Origin of the sequence: Microcystis aeruginosa FD4 (assembly GCF_009792235.1) — a bacterium.
GTDB lineage: Bacteria > Cyanobacteriota > Cyanobacteriia > Cyanobacteriales > Microcystaceae > Microcystis > Microcystis viridis.
In genome coordinates, this window is the sequence record NZ_CP046973.1 from 2,460,277 (window position 1) to 2,483,044 (window position 22,768).

26 protein-coding genes and 3 pseudogenes are annotated in these 22,768 nt (G+C 39.9%); 11 read left to right on the forward strand and 18 right to left on the reverse strand.

Annotated elements, in window-relative coordinates:
• Window positions 1-231: 231 nt before the first annotated feature.
• The 3 genes from eno to glgX all read right to left on the reverse strand — a co-directional run bounded on the left by eno (window position 232) and on the right by glgX (window position 4,532).
• The gene (gene eno, locus GQR42_RS12440; protein ID WP_158200211.1) at window positions 232-1,530 is read right to left on the reverse strand and encodes a phosphopyruvate hydratase; all 1,299 of its coding nucleotides are present in this window, start codon (window positions 1,528-1,530) and stop codon (window positions 232-234) included.
• A gap of 46 nt (window positions 1,531-1,576) precedes the next feature.
• Complete coding sequence (locus tag GQR42_RS12445; protein ID WP_158200212.1) at window positions 1,577-2,338, reverse strand: DUF3887 domain-containing protein; 762 nt, start codon at window positions 2,336-2,338, stop codon at window positions 1,577-1,579.
• A gap of 115 nt (window positions 2,339-2,453) precedes the next feature.
• A complete protein-coding gene (gene glgX, locus GQR42_RS12450; protein ID WP_158200213.1) occupies window positions 2,454-4,532 on the reverse strand; it encodes a glycogen debranching protein GlgX in 2,079 nt (692 codons plus the stop codon).
• 50 nt (window positions 4,533-4,582) lie between these two features.
• On the opposite strand from glgX, the gene GQR42_RS27740 reads away from it, so the two are divergent.
• Window positions 4,583-4,780 (forward strand): hypothetical protein, encoded by a 198-nt coding sequence (locus tag GQR42_RS27740; RefSeq protein WP_233271378.1) that lies wholly within the window; start codon window positions 4,583-4,585, stop codon window positions 4,778-4,780.
• 459 nt (window positions 4,781-5,239) lie between these two features.
• Here the strand turns inward: GQR42_RS27740 and GQR42_RS12455 are convergent, their stop codons facing one another.
• Window positions 5,240-5,479: a type II toxin-antitoxin system HicA family toxin gene (locus tag GQR42_RS12455; protein ID WP_002798208.1), complete on the reverse strand. Its 240-nt coding sequence runs from the start codon at window positions 5,477-5,479 to the stop codon at window positions 5,240-5,242.
• The gene (locus GQR42_RS12460; RefSeq protein WP_002737641.1) at window positions 5,472-5,735 is read right to left on the reverse strand and encodes a type II toxin-antitoxin system HicB family antitoxin; all 264 of its coding nucleotides are present in this window, start codon (window positions 5,733-5,735) and stop codon (window positions 5,472-5,474) included. Before GQR42_RS12460 ends, GQR42_RS12455 begins: the two co-directional genes overlap by 8 nt.
• Before the next feature lie 387 nt (window positions 5,736-6,122).
• Between GQR42_RS12460 and GQR42_RS12465 the strand changes: the two genes are divergently transcribed.
• Entirely contained in the window at window positions 6,123-6,332 is a 210-nt protein-coding gene (locus GQR42_RS12465) for a hypothetical protein (RefSeq protein WP_158200214.1), read from the forward strand.
• 116 nt (window positions 6,333-6,448) lie between these two features.
• Here the strand turns inward: GQR42_RS12465 and GQR42_RS12470 are convergent, their stop codons facing one another.
• Window positions 6,449-6,688 (reverse strand): type II toxin-antitoxin system HicA family toxin, encoded by a 240-nt coding sequence (locus GQR42_RS12470; RefSeq protein ID WP_158200215.1) that lies wholly within the window; start codon window positions 6,686-6,688, stop codon window positions 6,449-6,451.
• Complete coding sequence (locus GQR42_RS12475) at window positions 6,685-6,894, reverse strand: hypothetical protein (RefSeq protein ID WP_002747310.1); 210 nt, start codon at window positions 6,892-6,894, stop codon at window positions 6,685-6,687. The genes GQR42_RS12470 and GQR42_RS12475 overlap by 4 nt, the downstream gene beginning before the upstream one ends.
• A gap of 903 nt (window positions 6,895-7,797) precedes the next feature.
• Between GQR42_RS12475 and GQR42_RS12480 the strand changes: the two genes are divergently transcribed.
• Both GQR42_RS12480 and GQR42_RS12485 read left to right on the forward strand, forming a co-directional pair.
• Complete coding sequence (locus GQR42_RS12480; protein ID WP_158200216.1) at window positions 7,798-9,081, forward strand: O-antigen ligase family protein; 1,284 nt, start codon at window positions 7,798-7,800, stop codon at window positions 9,079-9,081.
• Between the two features lie 23 nt (window positions 9,082-9,104).
• Entirely contained in the window at window positions 9,105-10,058 is a 954-nt protein-coding gene (locus GQR42_RS12485; RefSeq protein WP_233271379.1) for a glycosyltransferase family 2 protein, read from the forward strand.
• A 60-nt stretch (window positions 10,059-10,118) separates the two neighbouring features.
• Here GQR42_RS12485 and GQR42_RS12490 read toward each other — a convergent pair whose 3' ends face one another.
• The 4 genes and pseudogenes from GQR42_RS12490 to GQR42_RS29980 all read right to left on the reverse strand — a co-directional run bounded on the left by GQR42_RS12490 (window position 10,119) and on the right by GQR42_RS29980 (window position 12,421).
• Complete coding sequence (locus tag GQR42_RS12490; protein ID WP_158200218.1) at window positions 10,119-10,691, reverse strand: hypothetical protein; 573 nt, start codon at window positions 10,689-10,691, stop codon at window positions 10,119-10,121.
• On the reverse strand, window positions 10,692-11,834 hold the full coding sequence (locus tag GQR42_RS12495; protein WP_158200219.1) for an AAA family ATPase: 1,143 nt from the start codon (window positions 11,832-11,834) through the stop codon (window positions 10,692-10,694).
• An 87-nt stretch (window positions 11,835-11,921) separates the two neighbouring features.
• Window positions 11,922-12,161, reverse strand: a complete 240-nt coding sequence (locus GQR42_RS12500) for a hypothetical protein (protein ID WP_158200220.1) — start codon at window positions 12,159-12,161, stop codon at window positions 11,922-11,924.
• Between the two features lie 43 nt (window positions 12,162-12,204).
• Window positions 12,205-12,421: pseudogene (locus tag GQR42_RS29980) on the reverse strand (hypothetical protein).
• 206 nt (window positions 12,422-12,627) lie between these two features.
• Here GQR42_RS29980 and GQR42_RS12505 point away from each other — a divergent pair.
• Entirely contained in the window at window positions 12,628-12,780 is a 153-nt protein-coding gene (locus GQR42_RS12505) for a type II toxin-antitoxin system VapC family toxin (RefSeq protein WP_002768178.1), read from the forward strand.
• 11 nt (window positions 12,781-12,791) lie between these two features.
• Here GQR42_RS12505 and GQR42_RS12510 read toward each other — a convergent pair whose 3' ends face one another.
• From GQR42_RS12510 to pheT, 3 genes are all read right to left on the reverse strand, one after another.
• Complete coding sequence (locus tag GQR42_RS12510) at window positions 12,792-13,133, reverse strand: helix-turn-helix domain-containing protein (RefSeq protein ID WP_002763718.1); 342 nt, start codon at window positions 13,131-13,133, stop codon at window positions 12,792-12,794.
• Window positions 13,134-13,137: 4 nt separating this feature from the next.
• Window positions 13,138-13,479 carry a type II toxin-antitoxin system RelE/ParE family toxin gene (locus tag GQR42_RS12515; RefSeq protein WP_002763716.1) on the reverse strand — a complete coding sequence of 114 codons (342 nt, stop codon included), beginning with the start codon at window positions 13,477-13,479 and terminating at the stop codon, window positions 13,138-13,140.
• Between the two features lie 222 nt (window positions 13,480-13,701).
• Window positions 13,702-16,137, reverse strand: a complete 2,436-nt coding sequence (gene pheT, locus GQR42_RS12520) for a phenylalanine--tRNA ligase subunit beta (RefSeq protein ID WP_158200221.1) — start codon at window positions 16,135-16,137, stop codon at window positions 13,702-13,704.
• Between the two features lie 225 nt (window positions 16,138-16,362).
• On the opposite strand from pheT, the gene GQR42_RS12525 reads away from it, so the two are divergent.
• Together GQR42_RS12525 and GQR42_RS12530 are read left to right on the forward strand one after the other, a co-directional pair.
• Window positions 16,363-16,929 carry a restriction endonuclease gene (locus GQR42_RS12525; RefSeq protein WP_158200222.1) on the forward strand — a complete coding sequence of 189 codons (567 nt, stop codon included), beginning with the start codon at window positions 16,363-16,365 and terminating at the stop codon, window positions 16,927-16,929.
• Window positions 16,926-17,864 carry a DNA-methyltransferase gene (locus GQR42_RS12530; RefSeq protein ID WP_158200223.1) on the forward strand — a complete coding sequence of 313 codons (939 nt, stop codon included), beginning with the start codon at window positions 16,926-16,928 and terminating at the stop codon, window positions 17,862-17,864. The genes GQR42_RS12525 and GQR42_RS12530 overlap by 4 nt, the downstream gene beginning before the upstream one ends.
• A gap of 70 nt (window positions 17,865-17,934) precedes the next feature.
• Here the strand turns inward: GQR42_RS12530 and GQR42_RS12535 are convergent.
• A pseudogene (locus tag GQR42_RS12535) lies at window positions 17,935-18,174 on the reverse strand (phenylalanine--tRNA ligase beta subunit-related protein); the annotation flags it as partial.
• Window positions 18,175-18,365: 191 nt separating this feature from the next.
• On the opposite strand from GQR42_RS12535, the gene GQR42_RS12540 reads away from it, so the two are divergent.
• A complete protein-coding gene (locus tag GQR42_RS12540) occupies window positions 18,366-19,706 on the forward strand; it encodes a DNA cytosine methyltransferase (protein ID WP_158200225.1) in 1,341 nt (446 codons plus the stop codon).
• Here GQR42_RS12540 and GQR42_RS28735 read toward each other — a convergent pair.
• Together GQR42_RS28735 and GQR42_RS12550 are read right to left on the reverse strand one after the other, a co-directional pair.
• The gene (locus GQR42_RS28735) at window positions 19,698-20,468 is read right to left on the reverse strand and encodes a hypothetical protein (protein ID WP_233271380.1); all 771 of its coding nucleotides are present in this window, start codon (window positions 20,466-20,468) and stop codon (window positions 19,698-19,700) included. The two genes, GQR42_RS12540 and GQR42_RS28735, sit on opposite strands and share 9 nt — an antisense overlap.
• Entirely contained in the window at window positions 20,449-20,694 is a 246-nt protein-coding gene (locus GQR42_RS12550) for a helix-turn-helix domain-containing protein (protein WP_002749478.1), read from the reverse strand. Before GQR42_RS12550 ends, GQR42_RS28735 begins: the two co-directional genes overlap by 20 nt.
• A gap of 191 nt (window positions 20,695-20,885) precedes the next feature.
• On the opposite strand from GQR42_RS12550, the gene GQR42_RS12555 reads away from it, so the two are divergent.
• From GQR42_RS12555 to GQR42_RS29530, 3 genes are all read left to right on the forward strand, one after another.
• Window positions 20,886-21,518, forward strand: a complete 633-nt coding sequence (locus tag GQR42_RS12555) for a 2OG-Fe(II) oxygenase (protein WP_158202468.1) — start codon at window positions 20,886-20,888, stop codon at window positions 21,516-21,518.
• Between the two features lie 27 nt (window positions 21,519-21,545).
• Window positions 21,546-22,325, forward strand: a complete 780-nt coding sequence (locus GQR42_RS12560) for an ABC transporter ATP-binding protein (RefSeq protein WP_158200226.1) — start codon at window positions 21,546-21,548, stop codon at window positions 22,323-22,325.
• 151 nt (window positions 22,326-22,476) lie between these two features.
• The gene (locus tag GQR42_RS29530) at window positions 22,477-22,602 is read left to right on the forward strand and encodes a hypothetical protein (protein WP_257792636.1); all 126 of its coding nucleotides are present in this window, start codon (window positions 22,477-22,479) and stop codon (window positions 22,600-22,602) included.
• 43 nt (window positions 22,603-22,645) lie between these two features.
• Here GQR42_RS29530 and GQR42_RS29985 read toward each other — a convergent pair.
• Window positions 22,646-22,705 (reverse strand): annotated as a pseudogene (locus tag GQR42_RS29985) (D-Ala-D-Ala carboxypeptidase family metallohydrolase); the annotation flags it as partial.
• Between the last annotated feature and the right edge of the window lie 63 nt (window positions 22,706-22,768).

Below are 22,768 nucleotides of genomic sequence, written 5' to 3' on the forward strand. Positions count from 1 at the left end.
AAGGTTCCAGCGAAGTACCACAATAGTCAGTGACCAGTTATCAGTTATCAGTACCCTTAGTATAACACCTTTGATCCAAAAATCACAACTTTGTACAAAAAAAGGCCAAAAATAAATACTTCGCCGAAAAGGGTTTCAGCGAAGTACCACAATAGTCAGTGACCAGTTATCAGTTATCAGTACCCTTACTATAACACCCTTTTTCGATCAGTGCAAGACTTTTTGCAAATTTTAGGCCAAGAATTTTGGACCCAAACCGACTTTCGGCGCGTACACCGCCCGATCGCCCAATTCCGCTTCGATGCGTAATAAGCGATTATACTTAGCCACCCGTTCACTGCGACTGAGAGAACCGGTTTTAATCTGTCCGGCATTAGTAGCCACCGCCAGATCTGCGATCGTGGTGTCTTCCGTTTCTCCGGAACGATGACTGATGACAGAACGATAACCGTGACGGGTGGCCAGGGCGATCGTTTGTAGGGTTTCCGTCAAAGAACCGATCTGATTGAGTTTAATCAGGATCGAGTTAGCAATACCGAGATCGATCGCTTTTTGCAGACGGATAGGATTAGTCACCATCAAATCATCGCCCACCAACTGAATCCGCGCCCCCAGTTTATCGGTCAATAATTTCCAGTTATCCCAATCCTCCTCGTGTAAACCGTCTTCAATAGAAATAATCGGATAGCGATCGACTAAACTGGCCAAAAAATCCACCATTTCGGCGGGAGAATGGGCCGAACCATCGTAGAGGTATTGACCATCCCGATAGAATTCATTGGCGGCCACATCCATAGCCAAAGCCACCTCCGACCCTGGTTTATAACCAGCACGTTCGATCGATTCAATCAAAATATCCAAAGCTTCCTGATTTGAAGCCAAATTAGGAGCATAACCGCCCTCATCGCCCACACCGGTCAGTAATTTGCGTTCGTGCAAGGCCTTACCCAAAGCGGCGAATACTTCCGCCCCCCAACGCAAACCTTCCTTAAAAGAATCGGCCCCGATGGGGAAGATCATAAACTCCTGAAAATCGACGTTATTATCAGCGTGAGAACCGCCATTGATCACGTTCATCATCGGGACGGGTAGCACATTAGCCATCGGGCCCCCCAGATAACGATAGAGAGGCAATCCCAGATCCGCCGCCGCTGCTTTGGCCGTAGCCAGAGAGACGGCCAGGATAGCATTAGCCCCTAATTCTCGTTTATTGGCCGTGCCATCGCGCTCGATCATAGCTAAATCGATACTAGCTTGGTCGAAAGCATTCATCCCCTCCAAAACCGGGACGATTTTTTCGTGGACATTGCGAACCGCTTTCAGGACACCCTTACCACCGTAACGCTGGGGATCATCATCGCGTAATTCGTGGGCCTCAAAACTACCCGTAGAAGCACCACTGGGAACTTGGGCCAAACCCATCGCCCCCGATTCTAACAGCACTTCCGCTTCGATCGTGGGACGGCCGCGGGAATCTAGAATCTCCCTAGCTGCGATCGCTTCGATGGGAACTTCAATTTTATCTAACATAACTTATCGTCTCCAACTCAATTTACGGGGTAATTTCGGCTGATTACTAATTGCCTAAAGGGAAATCCACGTTGACAATCTGCTTTTGATCATCAAAAACGAGGATTAAAGTATCCGTCAGTTTTTGAAATTGAATCGACACCAACACCAGATCCACACCGTCCGTATCCGAACCTTTTCTGACCTGAGTTCCCACAATCCGACGCACGGGGCCGGTACGCTTAAGTAAATTTTCCCAAGCACCTTGTACTCTGGTGGGGAAAACCTCAGCTTTCAGGAAAGGGTGTAAAAAACCTCGGGCCAGGCCGTAGTCTTTATTGACCAAAGCCGTGACAAAAGCGATGCCAATCTCAGAAATACTGCGAAATTCGGGAAAATCGGCGGCAACTATCTGACCAGACCGGTTAAAGGTAATTACCACATCTTCGGTAACTTTCTCAAATTCAACGGTGACAATCACCAGATTGGCATTGATAGCATCGAGTAGCTTGCTTTTGACAATGCGCTTAAACGGTCCAGTATTGTCAGTGACTTGGCTTTCCCAGACCTTTTGCAGTTTTTCGGCAGTCCAGAGGGGTTTTAGTTGGGGTGACAAAGCTGCAATCACCTTGTCGTATTGTTTAGTTCCCAACCATTCTACTAACTGCCGAGCTTGCTTTTCTTCCTGAACGGGATCACCAAGAGCGATCGCGTTTGGTTCTAGGTTCGCCTGTACTGGTGAAACGCTGAACGCGGTCCAAGGCAGGGAAAAACCCATTAAACACAAAGAGAGAATCGATACCCGTTTCGCTAATGAAAGCCGCATCATTTCAGCTATTGCTCCGCAAATAAATAACGTTTTTTCACTTGACGATTGAATTGATGCCATTGTTCATTAGTTAAAGCATTCAACATCGGTCGATCGGGCAATATCTCTCCTCTTGTTATACTGGTTTAACGATTAAAACTACCGCCGAACGCGCTTGCACCCGATAAGTTTCCGATTCAATAGCGGTGACGGCATCTAAATCACAGGCTGCCTCGGACAATTGCCCAGCAGTATCGATGACACGATGCCATTTTTCCTCTGGGAATAGGGGGGGTAACTGGAAGTTGAGAGATTCCCAGTAAGCGTTGAGCATAATGTGTAAATACTCATTCGCCTTGGGATGACGCAGGGAAAAAGCTAAACTGCGGGAATCTTCCGACCAATCGGGTTTACTCAACTGTACACCATGCCAACTGAGATGGGGTTCAAGACTGGTATAGGTGACTTCTAGCAATTTTTCCTGACGGAAAAGAGCTAATTTTTTACTAAAATCGATCAGTCTCCTTACGAAACACCAAAGATCGAACTCTTGCTCTACCGCACTCCAATCGAACCAACTTAACTGGTTATCCTGACAATAGGCGTTATTGTTGCCCTTTTGGGTGCGTCGCACTTCGTCCCCCATCAACAGCATAGGTGTTCCTTGGGAAATGAACAGGATCGTTAAGAGATTTTTTATTTGTTGCAGTCGCAGGGTTTTAATCGCCTCGTTATTGGTTTCCCCTTCTATCCCACAATTCCAGCTAAAATTATCGTTGCCACCGTCCCGATTCTCCTCGCCGTTAGCCTCGTTGTGTTTCTCGCCGTAGGAAACTAGATCGTTAAGGGTAAAGCCATCGTGACAGGTAACAAAATTTATACTTCTATTGACATCGGTGTTAGGTCTGTGGTATATGTCGGGGCTTCCTAAAATCCGCGCCGCTAATTTGCTGACTATGCCGGTATCTCCCCGGACAAAAGCGCGCACATCATCGCGAAAAGGACCATTCCACTCGGAAAACCAATCGGCAAATTCGACAAATTGACCGACACTATACAATCCTGCCGCGTCCCAAGCTTCAGCGATTAATTTTGTGCCGGCTAAGACTGGATCCGATTCGATCGCCCAGATCATGTTATAACCTTTTTGTAGGATCGGTTCCCCGTCCACATTGCGCGATAATACGGCCGCTAGGTCAAAGCGAAAACCATCCACGTGCATTTCTGACACCCAATAGCGCAAACAATCCAGAATCATTTTGCCCACAATCGGATGACTGCCCTTGAGGGTATTACCACAGCCGCTATAGTTGCTATAGATGCTTTGATCTTCCCCATCGAGGATGTAGTAGGTGCGATTATCGATACCTTTCAAGGAAAGAGTCGGCCCGATTTCGTCCCCCTCGGCGGTATGATTGAAAACTACATCGAGAATCACTTCGATCCCCGCTTTGTGTAAAGCTTTCACCAGATCTCGAAATTCATTCAAAGGACCGAACGGTGAGCGATCGCTACTGTAATCGGCATGGGGCGCAAAAAAGCCGATCGTGCTATAACCCCAATAGTTAGTTAACCCCGGCATGGCCGCAGCGGGATCAAAGTAATGAATCGGTAACAATTCCACGGCTGTAATGCCTAGGTTGGTCAAATAGGGTATTTTTTCGATTAATCCCGCAAAAGTACCTCTTTTTTCCTCGCTAACGCCGGAATTCGGGTTGCGAGTAAAGCCCCCGACGTGCATTTCGTAGATAAAACTGTCAGAGTAGGGAGTGCGTGGCGGTGCGTCATCTTCCCAATCGTAGCGGCCTGGATCCACTACCAGACCCCGCAAAGCTCGAGGGCAATTATCGCCTTTTTCGCTGGCAGCTTGTCGATCATAAATTTCCGCACCGACAATCGCTTTCGCATAGGGATCAAGAACTACTTTATCAGGATCGAAGCGATGACCCAGGGCCGGATTATCCGGTCCATAGACTCGATAAGCATACACTTGACCCGCTCCAAGACCGTGAACGAAAATATGCCAATAGAAAAAGGTGCGGTTTGTTTGCGGGGTGAGGAGAATAGTCCGGCTAGGTACGGGAGAATTAGCATCATCAAATAATAATAATTCGATCGCAGTGGCATACTTAGAAAATAGTGAGAAGTTGACACCATCGGCCAAGACAGTCGCACCGACGGGATGGCTTTTACCGTGATCAGTTTTTAAGGTCATTGTCAAGAGAGAAGAAGTGATTAGAAGTAGTATAAGATTATTCGGCGTTGTTGAATCAAGGTATGAATGCTAACTGTGTATCGCATCCAAAAGTTAGTTTTGGTCTAGGTTTTAAGAATCTCACCCAAGAAGATTCAGAATTCAAATCAGCAACGCCAGATTTTCATGGAGATGGCGTGATTAATTTTCAAGACCTTGCCCTATTCAATAAAGCACTCAATTTACCGAGAGATCAAGGAAACAATTAGGGGAGTTTTAAATGGCCTTTACCGAAGATTTTAGGCTTGATTAAGCCAAAAGGTTTTTAGCATATTTTTCTCCACCGTTAAATGATACAGGATAAATGATTCAGACTAGCTCTAACCCAATTTTAACACAAAATCAACCCAACAAACTCCCCTGACCTCAATCTTTTAAATTAACGTCTTTAGATTATTTCATAATCAAAAGTTCATTACCAAAGCGAAAGAATTACGCAAAATGGTGATAGTCACTTTACCTATTTTTAAGGGAGGATAATTCATCTGCGATGACTGGGTGAAAATTAATCATTAAATCAATTTATAACAAGCAATCGAGGGTTTTACTATCGCGTTAATGTACCTAAAAAACTAGCTATCACTTTATTTTAGCTCTTGGAAATAAAATTAAGATAAAGCGTACTAGAATAGATAATTTATTCGTTTTAAAAAAACGCATTCAATCATCTATTTTAATAAATGTTCTATTTCTTCATCTGTAAAACCAAATTGTCTAAAAATTCGTAAAACATAAGCAGGGGACATTTCTTTTGCACCTATATCGATAGGAACGATTCGACGTTGATTATACAATACTCTACAATATAAACGATGATCACCTTTTCCTTCTCGATAAAATTGACAGCCTCCTTTTTCAAGAATTTTGATTAGTGCTTTGGGTTTAAGAGAAGGAATATTTTTAGGCATAAACTTTTCTGAGTTCGTAAGTTTCGGGAGTTTCAGAATCTCCCACAGTTAAAAATTCATGAAGTTCGTCTATAGGAATAGGACTGGTATAGATATTGGCTTGATCATGATAAATTTCCCAAAAAGATTCAATCGCTTCTTTTAGTTTCTCAATAGCTTTTTCCTGAGTTTCTCCTTGTCCAACTAATCCATTTTCAAGACATAATGAAACCCAATAATCTGCACTTTTTCTCAGAATAACAGTATAAAAGTTCATGGTGATTGTTCCGTTGAAATTTTAATCGGGGATTAGAATTTACTCCAGCTTAATTTTAACACAAGACCAACCCAACAAACTGCCTTACCTCAATCTTTTAAATTAACGTCTTTGGATCATTTCATCAATAGACAATAAATAAAGCGCATTATACTTTGTTAATGCAGCCGATCGGAAAAGCGATCACACTGCCAATATTCTGCCAAATGCGATCGCAAATCCCCATTTTTACAGAAAAAATGATAATATAAAACTCAAATTTGAACTATTGTTGTGGAAAGATACTAAGATGACAAAGTTACAATTAATTCAAGCGGAAATTGAAAGCCTTACTTCTGATGAATTTTTGTATTTAAGAAATTGGATTAATAAGTTAGACGATCAACAATGGGAAAAACAAATCAAATTTTAGCAAGAAAGAATTTTGAGCTTTTAAAGAGTGACTTAAATCATCCTTCTTTGTCTTTTAAAAAAGTTGGAAAGTTTTGGTCGGCAAGAGTTGGTATTAATTATAGAGCTTTAGCTTTTAAAGATGGGGAAGATTATATTTGGGTGTGGATAGGAAGTCATGAAAAACAGGAAAGATTATTAAAATAAAAGCGATCGCTTTTTTATTGCCAAAATGTAGTTAAACAAAGTGCAACCCAACACCAACCAAATAAATTAATAATTGATCATCTTGGATCGCACTCAATCTACAGGAGATAGCCATTTTAAAACAGTATTTTTAATAGTTCATCTTTACTTAGATTAAAATGTAGAGCGACATCACGCAAAATATTATTTAAAGTGCCTATTTTGAGAGGATTATGAGCAGGAATAGTAATCTGATGTGTACCATTTTCAGAAGTAGTTAGTCTAATATGGCTACCCGTTTGACGACTCACTTCATAACCTAACTCAGACAATTTTTTGATTAAGTCATCACTGGATAAATCTCTGGGTAGCTTCATACCGCAAATACCTCATCCCTAACAATATGTAAACGAATAATTTTAGGGCGATTTTCCCTATCATCATAATGACAATTAACGGCATCTTTTACCATTTCTCGTAAAGATTGTAAATCATCGGCTTCGGTAAAAATAGACTCGCCTAATGCCCTTGCTGTATATCCCCCTTCCGGTGCATCTTCCACTAAAAAAACTATTTCTGTCATATTTCCTTCTTGACTCTCTAAATTTTTGCAGTAATTTTAATTATAGTTTGTTTAGTTTTTTAGATAGCACTTTTTAAAGCTTACAAGATTAGCATTCGCCGTTTATCAACCCTAATCGCCCCTTTATTGCCAAAATGTAGTTAAACAAAGTGCAACCCAACACCAACCAAATAAATTAATAGTTGATCATGTTGGGTTTCGTGCCTCAACCCAACCTACAAGATCGGCGATCGCACCCGATCAGAAAAGCGATCGCACTTCATCAATTCACTCCGAGTTCGCCTTTTGAATTCCTCAATTCTTTTCTCTATCACTCTAGGGTTCGGGTTTTCCCAGTCATCTAGAGAATTATAAAGAATTGCTGGAATTAATACTTTTCTCTTTTTGTCAAATTTTATGTTAAGAAATATGTGACTATAGGATCGAGAAAACGGGTTTCTTAAAGAAACCCGTTTTCTCGACTCTGAGTCAAGTTAATCAGGTGGCTGGTAGGAGAAATCAAGGTTTAACCGCACCGAATTTAATTTGATTTTCTCTGATTCATGAATAAACCTGATGAATAAGCATATTTTATATCCTATTGACGGTAGAAAAAAACGGTCTTAGGATGATGGAAACCATTAATTGATGATTTGATAGTTTTTAAGCTTAACCAGCACTGCGGGTTAAATAGTTGGGGAGGTTTTGGGGACGGCGAACGGTGTATATTCCAGCAGTAAGCTCAGACGCATTTAAATTTAGATTGTCGATGCTTGAAGCCTTTGGCTGACATCGATTACTCGATCAACTTAAACGTCGAAAAGCTTAACAGCATGGCAACACCATGATGAGTTGATATACTCTAAGGATAGCATCTTGAAATATTGAGTCAATGCAAGTTATTTAAGTAATAGATGACACATTATGTTTTTAACAAAACATCCCGATCTGAAGCTAAACATTCCTTGGTATTTAACTCAAATTAGTTTTTTGCTGTTGCCTATCAACCCCTTATGGGGAATGTTAGTTATTTGTACAGCGATTATAATAATTTTTAGATTAAAATATAGAGTCATTATTTCTCAATATATTAATTGGGGATTTGCTATCTTAGGTGGCTCATTAATAATGACCAGCCTTTTTGCCTTTGATCGGGTTTCTGCCATCTCTGGATTGATAAATTTTTTCCCTTACTTCATTATTTTTGCTGGACTCAGCCAACTACTTTACTCAGTGAGTACATTAGAACAATTAGCAAGGATAATATACTTTGGTTCAGTTCCTATAACCGTGTTAGGCTTTGGACAAATTTGGTGGGGATTACAAGGAGAAATACAAAATATATTGATCCCTGGATGGTATTTAAGAGCAATGGGCAATCCTTCTGGTAGGATGTCATCTTTATTTTATCATGCTAATTTTCTAGCAAGTTTTCTAACTATTATTTGGGTGTTGGGACTGGGCTTAATAATTCTAGAGTTAAGAAAATCGAATACTGATAAAAAAATTTTTTATCTTAGTCTGCTTTTGGTCATCAATTCCCTAACATTTATTGCTCTAATTTTAACTCATTCTCGTAATGGTTGGATGACTACATTAGTAACTTGTCTTGCTTTTGCTATTTATTTAGGCTGGCGATGGATTTTGCTAACAGTAGCAATCGTGAGCGGGGCGATTATTATCGCTGCTTTTGGCAATCCTCCAGTAAGAGATTGGTTTAGATTAATTGTTCCAATGTTTATTTGGGCTCGAATAAACGATCAATTTTATCCTAATCGAGATGTAGAAACTCTCCGAATAACTCTGTGGAAATTCTCCTGGCATTTAGCCCTTAAGTCACCTTGGAAAGGATGGGGTTTAGGAAGTTTTAAACATCTCTATCAGCCTCAATCTCAGATAGTAATAGGACATTCACACAACTTAACACTGATGCTTCTGTCTGAAGTGGGGATTCCCTGGACAGTTTTTTTCTATTTTTTAGTTGGCTGGATATTGGCAAAAGGGATTATACTTTTAACCAAAATAAATCTGGATAACTCAGAAGAAAAATTGATTATATTTACTTATTTAACAGCTTTTTTTGCTTGTATATTATTTCATGTCTTTGATGTTACTATTTTTGATGAAAGAGTCAATCTTATATCCTGGTCGATTTTGTCAGCGATTCATGGCTTAACAAATAATAAAAAAAGAAAATATTTTACCTAAACTAAATATTCTTGTAAATGCTCATGAAATTCAGTATTGTTATAACAACATATAATCGCTTACCATTTTTAAAATGGTCATTAGAATCGGCAATCAATCAAACTATAAACTGTGAAATTATTGTTGTAGATGATGCTTCTTCTGATCAAACTGAAGAATATATCAAGCAGTTAGGTGATCGAGTTATATATCATCGCAACTCGATAAATTTAGGACATTCAGAAAGTGTTAATATTGGAGTCAAAATTGCCAAAGGAGAATGGATTAAGCTGATTGATGATGATGATTATATTATGCCTGAATGTATCGAAATTATCGGCAAATCTCTCGTTTATTTTCCTGATGCTGTTATTTGCTCTTGTCAGGCAAAAAAAATTGATATAATAGGCAACATTATCGATGATAAACATCAAGTTCAATTTAATAATTTAGCTCTTTGTATTCGGCAAGAAGACATACACTACGGTATGCTTTTGGATATCTGTCCTTTGGGAACACCTGTTCAAGTTGCTTTTCAAAAAAAAGCATTTTTGCGATCGGGAGGCTGGGATAAAGACTTTGACGGTAATTATGATGATATTAACTCATGGATAGAAATTGTCAAGTACGGCGATGCTGTATTTGTCGGTAAGTGTCTATGTTTTAAAAGAGTATGGTCGGGATGTTGCAATAGAAATATATCAATAAAAGAGCGATACAAAAAAAATATTTTAATCAAACAAAAAATTTATGATATGGTACATCCTAAACATCGGGAAAAGTTACCAGAATTGTCAGTTATAGAAGGTTATATTTGCCTGCATTGGCTTTTGATTTATATTAAAAAATTAAACATAAAAATTGTCCTAGAATTGATCCGCTATGATGCAATTAATTGGGATGCTTTAAAATTGATGTTTAAAATAATATGTATAAAAAGATTTAGGCTTTTATTTAAAAAAAATTTACCAGAATTACAGCAAATTGATATTAAATAATGGTACAGCCAATACCCGACTAGATGCCGAAATACTAATGTGTTTCTCTTTGTCTAGGATTTAAGAGATTTTCTGTTGCTTTTCAATAGCACGGGCAATGAGAGGAGCTTTTTTTGCTAATCCCTCTAGGGTGATTTCACCTTGTTCATACATTCTTAACCATTCTTCCCGTTGGCGTAGTATTCTTTCATCGTAATTTAAGCCTAGACGTTGCAGAGTAAATTCAGCTTTTTGGCGTTGATTATCAGGGACGCTATCGGTTAACACTAATTGTAACGATGGTAACAAAATTTCAAACCAATTATCTTCGACTTCAAAGGGATCAAGTAAGCGATCATCTAGGTTTTGTTTGCTACTATTAATCCAATTTGCTACATAGCGATAATTAGACCATTCATAGCTTAAATGACGGTAATTATGAAAAGATAAAAAGTGATCAACAGTGGCGGTAGGGTCATACATAACGGAATAGCCACATAAGTTATTAAATCCTTTTGCTAAATCTGCCCTAAAAAGAGACCAGTAATCTCTGGGGCGTTTTGCAGCAGGATTTTCGGCTAACCAAGTATTTCCTTTTTGACGACATTTTTGATCAAACTCGGTGGGTTCAGGAATCGGAATAAATTTCTGCATTTAATCATCAGCCTCCATTCTCACTATCCAACGGGGGAAAAAGGGATCATGACCCGGTAAGAGTTTAAGTAATTGTTGATGAATTTTTTCTTTGGTTCTTAAGTTTTCTGGAAATTGGTTCATATCGTCTTTTCTCATCCAAGCTTGGGCGGCTTCTATTGCTTGTTCTGCTTCTTGAGAACGGGCTTGTTTAAGTCCAAAAACCTCTGAAGTTAACCAACCAATCACATCACCTTGTTTTGCCCAGGTAATTTCATTTAAGGTTACTTGATTGTCATTAAGTTCAAATAGAAATAATTTATCTTTTTCTTGATCAAATAAGGGTTCAACTGAAGCCAAAACCAGGGGAGAATGGGTAGTAATAAAGAGTTGAATATCAATAATCAGTTCTAATTCTTTTAAGACAGTCAAAATTGCGGGTAGGATTGATCGTTGCCAACGAGGGTGTAAATGCGCTTCGGTTTCATCCATTAAAAAAATCAGTTGACGGGCTGGACTTCTTCCAAATAGTTGAGCAGTAATTAAATTTTCTGACTGCATCCAAACTAACATATAAGCTAGGCTTAGAATCCGTTGAATTCCCGCCGATGCTTCAGTAACAGGAATTGTTTCATAAGGAAGTTCTATCGTTGGAATACCTCGAATATCATCTAAAGACATTCGTGTGGGTTCACCAATTTTTATCTGCTCATTTTTTGCAGAAAGTTTTTGAATAATTTCAGCTAATAATTTAATATTTGATTGGTTGGGTTGATTTTGCCACTTAATCCAATCTTCAAGCAAACCATAGGAAATAATTTTATTTTTGACTTTTCGACCATACCAAACTTCTGTTGAAGAAAGTTTAAAAGCTTTTTCTTTGTAGGGTACATAGATAGAAAAGCCACCATCAACACGACAATAAATATTTAAACTATTGTTTCTGTCTGAAATATGAGGTTCTATTTCTATTGTTCGATTTCTTTTGTGATAACTACTAACAGGGTTTTGTCCTTGTTTATTGTTAATACACCACCAAATAATATCCAGCAAAAAAGTTTTACCGAGGCCGTTGTCTCCTGTTAATATATTAAGTCGAGAGGCACAGTCTAGATCAATCTCTGAGGCAGGGCTAACATTTTTAAGATGGATTTCTTGAAGCATTTTCAGTTATTTATAATTTTTCGTTTCCTGCCTTTTTTTTACTGGTAGAGAGTAAAGGAGAAGAATTAAAAACAATTTTCATAGAGATTAACAATTTTTTTCTCTATCTATGTCTTCCCTAATAAGATAAGAAAAATCGATTCCGATTAATTCTAAAATTTTCAAGAATATTTCTGGAGCCATTTCTATGACTTCTGCGGCTTTATGAAGACTGATGATACGAGAAACTAAAGCACCCACTACAAAAATAAATTGTTCTTTTTGTTCAAAATTATCAAATAATTGAATTTCGGCGGCGATTTCTTGAAAAGTGGTCGAAGTATTCATTGTCTTGTTAAGTTTTATTAATTAAGACACACCTGACCCGATTTTAACATAAAACCAACCCAACCAACTCCCCTGACCTAAATTTTTGGTTCTTCGTTACTTGGTATGATTCGATCAGGGGGCATAAATTGACTAAATCCTTATCTGGCAAAAGACTTAATTGATTAGTTCGCTCTAGATCAAAAACAATTGACAAAAATCGCTAAATGCCTTTCTATACAAATAAGGGTTCCATCCCTTATAATCCCCGTCCATTGCATAACACAAACCGAAGAGCCGTTATTGCGTGGTTATCTGTAAAAGGTAATTCATATAAATTGCTAACTTAAGCTATAGTCTAATAAATTCAATTGCAAAAGCGGGGAAATCTGTTGCGCTTGCGAGGTGTTTCTGAGATTTCGGCAGCTACAGGGGAAACTAACGCCCCAACCGATTATGTAACCTATCTGATCGAGAAGTATCAATAATGCGAGTTCTGATTGATACCAATGTCATTCTTGATTTTCTACAAGAACGAGAGCCATTTGTGGAAAACGCAGCAAGATTATTTGAGCGTATTGATGCTGGGGAAATTCAGGGATTTATCGCATCAACGACAATAACTAACATTAGTGGATAGAATGCACAAAATTAGCATTCAGGTCTTGATTCAGCAACGCCTTTGACACTGGCAATGATTTGTCCGATGTCTTGAGGAGTGGCACCTGTTGCCAACAGCGAGGGGATAAGCAATTCCAGTGAAACCGACGGATCGCCATTTTCAGCTTTGGCAATCCGAGGTTGACTAGAGCCGATTTTATTGGCCAGTTCACTTTGAGTCATTATCTTCTGCCGCTGACTTTTCAAACTTTTGCTAAGAGCTAGTTTGATTTCAACAAGGATAATCTCTTCGGGCGTTAACTCTAAAAAGTCGGAAACGGTTCCGATTTTCCAGCCTTTTGATTCCAAAAGCCCTTTTTTAGTCTCTTCCATCCTCTTATTCCTGCTGATCAGTATCGTATTTACTCAAGCGTTTCTTACAAACCTCAATTACACTTTTGGGTGTTGCTCTTGTTGTCTTATTAAACACCTCAATAATCAAGATTGCATCTTCATCAATTCGATAAATAATCCTCCAATTTTTATCGATGTCTCTAATGCGTAGCTCATGACAATGATAGCCTACACTTGGCATAGGACGCGAATGTGGCAAACCAAGGGGTTCGCCTTCCTGTAGTTGCCTGAGTAAGACACCTGCTTCGATCCGTGCTTCTAAACTGAAAGGTGGGGTCTTGATCTCACCATGCAGCCAAGCTAAAGGTTTGCTTTGATCAGCCATGATGTGTTTATATCATATCTGATGTACTAAAATATGGCAATCGCCTCACTACTATCTAACAATTCAAAGGTGGCGGAGCGACAAAATATGAACAGTGAACCTACTTTGAGCAACTCTCAAACTGATTGGTAATCATTAGAGGCGATATTGATAGCGATGTATGAGATTAGTCTTGAGATAATATAAGGTCGATGTCTGATAACTGATAATTGATCGCTGAATTTAACTTCTTAAAGAAACTTGGAACTGTTTAACTAAAGCTTCTCGCACTTTTGTCATTAAGGGTTCCACCTCTTCATCGGTTAAAGTTCGATCGCTGGCACGATAGACTAAACTAAAGGCCAAACTACAATGATTTTCTGGCACATTCTGTCCCTGATAGCGATCGAATAATTCGACTTTTTCTAGGAGATTACCTCCAGCATTTTTGATAGTTTTTGTCAATCTATCTACGGGTATATCTGTGGAAACAAAGAAGGCGATATCTCGTGCCGCTCCCGGATAGGTAGAATAGACCTGTAAACGCGGGGTAATTTTGGCACTATCCCTAAGATTTGCTAACAGGATCGGGAACTGGATTTCAAAAGCATAAACTGCCTCAATTAATCCCTTTTGCTGACGCAATTGCGGGTGTAGTTGACCAAAAATTCCTAAGCGTTGTTTACCAATCCATAAAGATGCTGTTCGTCCGGGATGAAAACGCGCATCTTCGGCATATTTTTCGTAGCTTACTGTCAGCGAAAGGCGATCGAATACTGCTTCTAAAATGCCTTTTGCTTCGTACCAAGTCATGGCCACCTCTTTACCCGATCGCAGCCAACGTCCAGCAGGGAAGAAATCACCGCCGAAAATACCAGCAATTGCATCGTATTCGTTGATATTATCCGATTCTAAGCGGAAAACTCGCCCGATCTCGAAGCCATTTAAGGAACCGTTACCCTGAGACTGATTATACTCAAACGCTTCGATTAAACCGTCGAGGAGATTAGTCCGCAAAGCAGAATACTCGACAAAAAGGGGATTAGCGAGGACAACTTCCGCTAATTCCGGTTTAACTAGGGAATACTGGACTAATTCCGTCAAACCCACCGCGCGAAAAGCTTCCCGCAGCCGACGCTGGATAGTTTCCTCAAAGGATAATCCTCCGGCTGCGGTTTTTGCTGGCAAAGTATCGACAAAGCGATCGTATCCGTACAGTCGCGCCACTTCTTCAATTAAGTCAATTTCTCGTTCTAAATCACGATAACGGTAGTCTGGCACTGTCACAGTCCACAGAACAGGATTTTTCGAGGTTAACTGCAATTCACAGCCCAAATTGCCTAAAATCCGCTCCACATCTTCGGCGAGAATTTCACCGATCGCACCATTATCTAGGGTAACTTGACCCAGTATTTGCTGTAAACGTTGTAAACGCAATTCGATCGAACGACTGGACTGATCAGCGCGATCATCAGCTTTAACCTGACTGCTGACAGTTCCCCCAGCTAACTCTAGAATCAAATCGATCGCCCTTTGACAAGCATATTCCAAAGCGGCGGGATTAACACCGCGTTCATAGCGTCCGGAAGATTCGCTGCGTAAACCCTGCGCTTTTGAGGAACGACGGATGGCGATCGGATCGAATAAAGCCGACTCTAGCACAAGATTAACGGTTTCCTCGTTAACTTCCGTATCTTGACCTCCCATCACTCCTGCTAAAGCTACCGGCTTATTATTGGCAGTAATTAATAAATTAAGCTCTTTTAAGCTTCTTTCCTGACCATCAAGGCTAATAATTTTTTCCCCTTCCTCGGCAAAACGGACCCCAATAGTAACGGATTTACCTCCGGCAAAACTCTGTAAACGATCGCGATCGAAAGCGTGTAAGGGTTGTCCCCACTCCAAGAGGACATAATTAGTAATATCGACCACATTATTGATCGATCGCAGTCCGGCAGCCTGTAAACGCTGTTGTAACCATAGCGGAGATGGGCTAATTTTTACCCCCTCGATCACCGTACCAATATAAGCGGGACAAGCTTTATTTTCGGTTATTTCCAGAGATAAATCTTTTTTAGGGGAAAATTCCCCTAATTTCACTTTTGGTAGGCTTAATTCTCCTCCTGTCAAAGCCGCCACTTCTCGCGCGACTCCGATCATACTCAAAGCATCGGCGCGGTTAGCGGTGGGAGAAATATCTAAAATCACCTCATCGAGTCCTAAAAGAGGACGAACATCTGTACCTAAAGGGAGATTTTCCTCAGTAAAGATGTGGATTCCTTCAGAATCCTTGGTTAATCCTAATTCTGCGAGGGAACAGATCATCCCTTCCGATTTTACCCCGCGCAATTTAGCCGGTTTAATCGTTAAATTGATTTTGGGTAAATAGGTTCCCAAAGTAGCCACGGGAACTAGAATATCAGCCCTAGCATTGGGCGCACCACAGACAATTGTACTAGGGTTTGCCTGACCGATATCCACCTGACAGACACTTAATTTATCTGCATTGGGATGGGGTTGGCGATCGATAATTTTACCAATAACCACACCCTTTGCCCATTCTCGGCGATCCTCAATGTCTTCCACTTCTATTCCCGCAATTGTCAATAATTCCGCTAATTCTTGGGGAGATTGGGCGACTTTGACTAATTCTCGTAACCAGTTGATCGAAATCCGCATCGTTAATTCTTGCTTGCCGTTGGTTCTTAACTATTGTAAACCGTGGGTAGTCAATGATTTAGAGATTAGGGCCGATCGGCTGTTAAAATGTTAGGGGAAGGATGGAAGGACTGTGTAAATAACCGATCATTTTCCTTGGCCAGGGGTGATATTATCTTTGAACAGATTACCGATAATTTGGGGAGATAATCAGTAGTTAGCTATCTATATCAAAAAGGATTATTGATGCCACCCGATCAAATAGAAAACCTCCTCAAGGGAATTTTGAGACAATACCAAAGTTCTTTTAGTGACAAAATCTATGGAGAAGAAAATGATGATTATGATTCGCTTATGAGGGTATTTGGAATTACTCCTAGTTTAAAAAGGGAAAATCGTCAGTATTGGGGCAGGGAACTAGGAATGTGTTGGCAACGTCTGGTGACAGAAGTTTTTACGGCTAATTGTTTAGATTATCAACCGGCTTTAAAGATTGCAGATGATCAACCTTGTGACTGCATTTTAGGTAGAGATGCCATTGATACTAAATATAGAATTGGTTCAGGAGATTCTGGCACACTTAAAAAGTTTAAACAGTATGGAAAACTATTACAGGAAAGAAAACTTAGACCTATTTTACTGATTGTGCGAGAGGATAACTTACCAGCAGCGATTAAAGCTTGTCATCTGGGTGGCTGGACTGTTTTGCAGGGCCAACAAAGTTTTGATTATATACTTGATCGCAGTGGGTTCGATTTGCTGAAAGCTTTTGATAAATTTTCTGAAACACAGGAGTTTTATATTGCCCGATGAATATCTCAAAAAGATGGCAACTTCTGCACGGTGATTGTAGAGAACTTCTCACTTTACTAGAAGAATCTAGTATATCTTGTGTGATCACAGATCCACCCTATAATTATGAGTTCATTGGCAGAAATTGGGATCATGATGAAATCCAAAGACGTAGAGAACGTATTCAAAACAGTTCCACACTGGTCAAAAATATTCCCTATGGAAGTGGGTTAGCCGGTGGGGTTCGTAATCAGCGTTGGTATCAACGCAATCGCGAAAATGTGGTCAATTATATTGAATGGGCAACAGATTGGTCAAAGGAACTAATGCGTGTTTGTAAAAGCGGGGCTGTTGTCGCTGTTTTTAGTAGCACAAGAACACTGGCTCATATTCAGATTGCTCTTGAAAATGCTGGTTTTTATGCTAGAGATGTGCTGGTTTATAGACGACATTCAGGCATTCCTAAAGGATTAAATATTGAGAAAAAACTTGACAAAATTGGTGATACTAATGCCAAACAATGGCAAGGTTGGCATACTTGCTTGAGAAATGAATGGGAAGCTATAGTTATTGTGCAGAAGCCTCTAAAAAACAACTATATTGAAACTATACAAATGACTGGATTAGGTCCCTTCAAAGCTATACTAAGTGACGGCTCTTTTCAATCCAATATTTTGGAGGGCTTTTCTAAAGGACGGGATGAAAATTTTGATGAGCATTGTACGATTAAACCTTTATCATTAATTAGAAAACTGCTCGAGTTATTTCTACCACAGGATAACAGTCATATAGTTCTCGATCCTTTTGCTGGAACGGGTACAACTTTAATTGCCGCTCTAGAATTAGGTTATCAGACTATTGGTATTGAAATTGAAGCTCAGTATATTAATATCATTCAACAACGTTTGGGGGAATATTTTGGCAAGATCGGACAGGAATTTGAGGTATTTGATTAGTCAATCTAAAAAGTTAACAATAATAACCGCTACGGTAGAAAATCGGCTCGACAATAAATCCCTCGGAGAATTAAGGAGAGTTAGTCAAGCTGAGGACATAATTAGTAATATCGACCAGATTATTTAGCGATCGCCATCCAGCAGCCTGTAAACGCTGTTGCAACCATAGCGGAGATGGGCTAATTTTTACCCCCTCGATCACCGTACCAATATAAGCAGGACAAGCTTTATTTTCTGATATTTCCAGAGATAAATCTTTTTTAGGGGAAAATTCCCGTAATTTCACTTTTGGTAGGCTTAATCCTCCCCCCAGTTGATCGAAATCCCCATCGTTAATTCTTGCTTGCCGTTGGTTCTTAACTATTGTAAACCGTGGGTTGTCACCGCGACCGGGTTGGCAGGAAAGCTCGCTTTCAGGTTTGCTGGGGATACTCATTTTTAAAAGTTGCCTTCAGCCAATTGTTATTATAGACTAATAAGTTACATGGAGTAAGAAAATCGATGAGGAAAGCAATCAGTCTATTTGCCTGTGGTGGAATTGGAGATATGGCTCTTCGCTCTGGGGGATTTGAAGTTGTAGTGGCGAATGAATTATTGAAAGATCGTGCAGAAGTATTTAAATTTAACCACCCAGAATCATTAATGATTATTGGGGATATATGGGATAAAAAAAATGAGATAGTTGCAGAAACAAAGCAGCGACTCTCTGGACAAACTTTAGACATTGTTTTTGCGACTCCTCCCTGCCAAGGTATGTCTAAAAATGGCAGAGGTAAGCTGCTTAATTCTATTCGTAAAGGCTCAAAAAATGAAATCGACCAGAGAAATTTATTAATCATTCCCACCCTAGAAGTTTTTCTGGCTAGTGGAGCAGAAACACTGGTCATGGAAAATGTGCCAGAAATGCAAAATACTTATATACACTTTCCCGAGAAAGAGGGTTATTTAGTAAATATTTTATGTTATATAAAACAGCGTATTGGTGATAAATTTTTGAGTTCGATTAGCATTATAGATTTTGCTGATTATGGAGTCCCGCAGAATCGTCAACGACTTATTTCAATATTTACTAAAAATGAGAAACTGAAGAATTATTTAAAAAAGAACACTTCTCTTTTTCCTAAACCAACTCATAGTAAAGAAGGATTAGAACTTCCTAAATGGAAAACTGTTCGAGACGCAATATATCATTTACCACCGCTTGACTCTCAACGAACAGAAACTGCTAAATCAGATGATATACCATATCACTATGTACCCCTATTAGATGAAGAAAAATATTTTTGGATCAGTAATACACCAGAAGAAAAAAGTGCATTTGATAATCAATGTATTAACCCTGTTTGTAGATATAATGGTAATCCAACACACAGCGCACGCAAAAATAATGAAGGAATCAATCGAGCTAGTACAGAAACCCCCCTTTACTGCCTTAAATGTGGACACATTCTTCCTCGTCCATGGGTTAAAGAAGATGGAAAATACAGGTTGATGAAAGGTTATACCAGTGCCTATAAAAGAATGAGTTGGGACGCACCAGGCAGTACAATTACACGAAATCTCTCCTATGCTTGTAGTGACAATAAACTACATCCTATTCAAAATAGAGTATTATCTCTGTATGAAGCAATGATTCTTCATACAATTACCGAATACCCATTTTCATGGAAACGGGCAGATGGCAAAAGAGTTAGTGATAAACTAATTAGAGAGTTAATTGGCGAAAGTATCCCACCTGCTGGATTACAAAAAATATTTGATCATTTAGTATCCATCCTCAATGATGATTGTTCTCTTGAGGAGCAAATCAAGGAAAAATATGAGCAGCTCTGTCTATTTTGAAATTAAATTGTCTTTGTTATATTTGTTGACAAAATTAATATATCTATTGTCATTCTTGATCATAATCCAGTTTTTATACATTTTCTTAACGCCTTGTCGTGACATAATTGAGACGCTAGTTGTTCTTCCACCGCCTTCTTTTGGCTGAACAATTTTACCCCAATCATTGTCAGTTAAGTTGTTGCCAAAAAAGACAGCAACTATTTGAGGTATAGTATTCTCAAAATCCCAGAGAATGCCAATAAGATTGTTGGTTTCTCTATGGTGAGCCTTCCAATCATAGCTTTTCATTACCTCGATTCTTGTGTCTCCCATATCGGGTTTTTCTTTTCCAGTTTTCTTTAATTCTCTTGGTGTAGGAACACTGCCACAAGTAGCTTTAACCTCTACTCCACCATTAGCAAATGGACTAAATGGAGACTTATCTCGTATTCGTCTTTCTTGGGAAAGTTGTTCAAAAAAAACTTTGCCATTCTTATCCATTAACAGCAAATCTGGATAGCCGTCTTGATGCGGATTGTTGATAAATAATCCCTGGGATTTATTGGCAAATTCTATGGCAAATAGCTCACCAATAAATGCAGAAAGATTTCTCATACCTAGAATTCTAAATATATCTACAGGTATATCTTGGACTATTTTTTTAACAACAGAATGACATTCAACTAATGAATGCTCAAATATGACTTTATCAATAGTTATTTTCTGACCTTGTTTTGAGAAAAAGCTGGTATCAGAATGTTTATTTATGATATAACTCATTAATTTCTTCCGCAACAGTATTGACAAAAGTAACAATATCCATGTCCAGAGCTGAAATAATTTGTTCTAAGGAGTCCAAAGTAATGTTTCTTACTCCCCTTTCAACTCCAGATATGTAGGTTCTGTCAAGATTAGCTCTATACCCTAAAGCTTCTTGACTCAGATTACGTTTCTTCCGCAATTTTCTTACAGTCACAGCAACAGCAGTGACTAGCTTTCCTGCCATATATAAACTACCAAAGAAGATATTGAAATTCTCTACAGTCCATTTTCCTTCTATGATGACTATTAATCTACGGACTATAAGTCACAAATGCTGATTCTGAATAAACCTTTATTCGGGAGCAGCAAAAACTCTGATTTTGTGTTTGACTAAAAATGTATCATAAAGATTGCCATCCCGTTGCGATTCTATCCGTGCCTTACTATTCCCAATATCCCGACGCTTTTACTCCCAGTTATCTGAGCGAACTACAAGGACAGATTCTCGCTTGTCCCCACTTCACAGTTAACAATTTAAATCGAGATTTCGTTAAAACCAAAGGCTTTTCCATCGCTTTTCGACGCACACAAATCAGCGCAGTAGAACGAATTTTCCCCTATTTTAAACCCTATCTCGATCGCAGTTTACAAGCTGACTGCAACGCTTTTTATCTTAATCCCTTGCTCTTGCAAACTGGTTCGCGAGTCGATCCCCATATCGATCGCTCCCTGCGTTCCTATTGTAAAACTATCGATCCTCCGCTCCTAGTTAGCGTCCTTTATGTGCAGGTTCCTAAAGATATTCAAGGGGGGGAACTGGTACTAGCAGCAGGCAATCGTTCCGTGGCCAAGATTCGTCCTCGTACTAACACCTTAATCCTGTTTCAAGGAGATATCACCCATTCAGTTAATCCCGTTAGCTGTTCTGGTATTCGTCTGAGTCTTGTCTGCGAACAATATCGTTTAGATGCGGAAGAATTGCGAGAGATTCCCGAAATGCAGATAGAATCCCGAACCATGAAACCAGAAAAGAAAAAAAAGAAAGATCGGGTCGTTGCCCTACAATAAAAGGGCATTTTTGTAAAGATATTCTAGATGGTGATGCGCGAACCGATCGTCGAATTAAGGGGAGTAACTAAAGCTTTCGGCAAGAAAGTAATCTTAAATAACGTCGATCTGAAAGTGTACGAAGGGGAAGCGATCGGTGTGATCGGTCCATCTGGTACGGGAAAATCGACGATTTTGCGCCTAGTCGCTGGATTACTGGCCCCCGATCGGGGAGAAGTGTACATATATGGCACAAAACGGCAGAGAACCGTAGAACAGGGGGAAGATCCCCTCGGTGTTGGTCTAGTTTTCCAACAATCGGCCCTTTTTGACTCCCTCACCGTCGGGGAAAATGTCGGTTTTGCTCTCTATCGCAACTCAAAGCTAAAACGAGCCGAAATACGCGATTTAGTGGAAGAAAAACTGGATTTAGTGGGAATGTCTGGTTCCTACGACCTCTATCCCTCTGAAATATCCGGAGGGATGCGAAAACGCGTCAGTTTAGCCCGGGCAATTATCAGCGATCCCTCGATCGCCGCCGATCGACCGAACATTCTCCTTTACGATGAACCCACTGCTGGACTGGATCCCGTCGCTTCTACCCGGATCCAGACGGTAATTATGGAACTTCTCAAGCTAAAAAAAGCCTGTGGGGCCCATCTCATTGTCACCCACGTCCACAGCACCATCGAAAATACCACCGATCGCATCGTTTTTCTCTATAAAGGTCAATTTCAATGGGTTGGACCGACTCAAGAGGCTTATCACTCAGAAATCCCCGTACTCAAGCAATTTTTTACCGGCAGTATCCACGGACCAATTCAGTGATCAGTAAACAGTAAACAGTGAACTGATAACTCGCATCTGATCAGTGAAATCCCCCGATTTCTCCTGTAAGATACCCCAAACAAAAACGATCGCTGTTGTGGCGAGCGCTCGAACCACTGATAACTGACAACCAAACCCTAATAATTCCATCTTGGCCCTTTTTCGCCTGCGCTTCGCCACCCCTTCCTATTCCGACGGTCGAGATGAACAAAAACCCGGCGCGCCCCATACCCTAACGCCCCAAACCAGTGCTGATCTAACCACGATTGAAACTTAGCCAAAGACGCGGGGTTAAACGGGCAAATATCAGCCGCGCAACCCTAAAGGTGCTGAGAGTTAGATGCGCCCCCGACGGCGCGATTAACGGCGGGCGGGCGATACTAGGGAGTAACTAGGGTTGGCTGAATAAATCTGAAAACCTTGTTGGGTAACACTTTTAGACC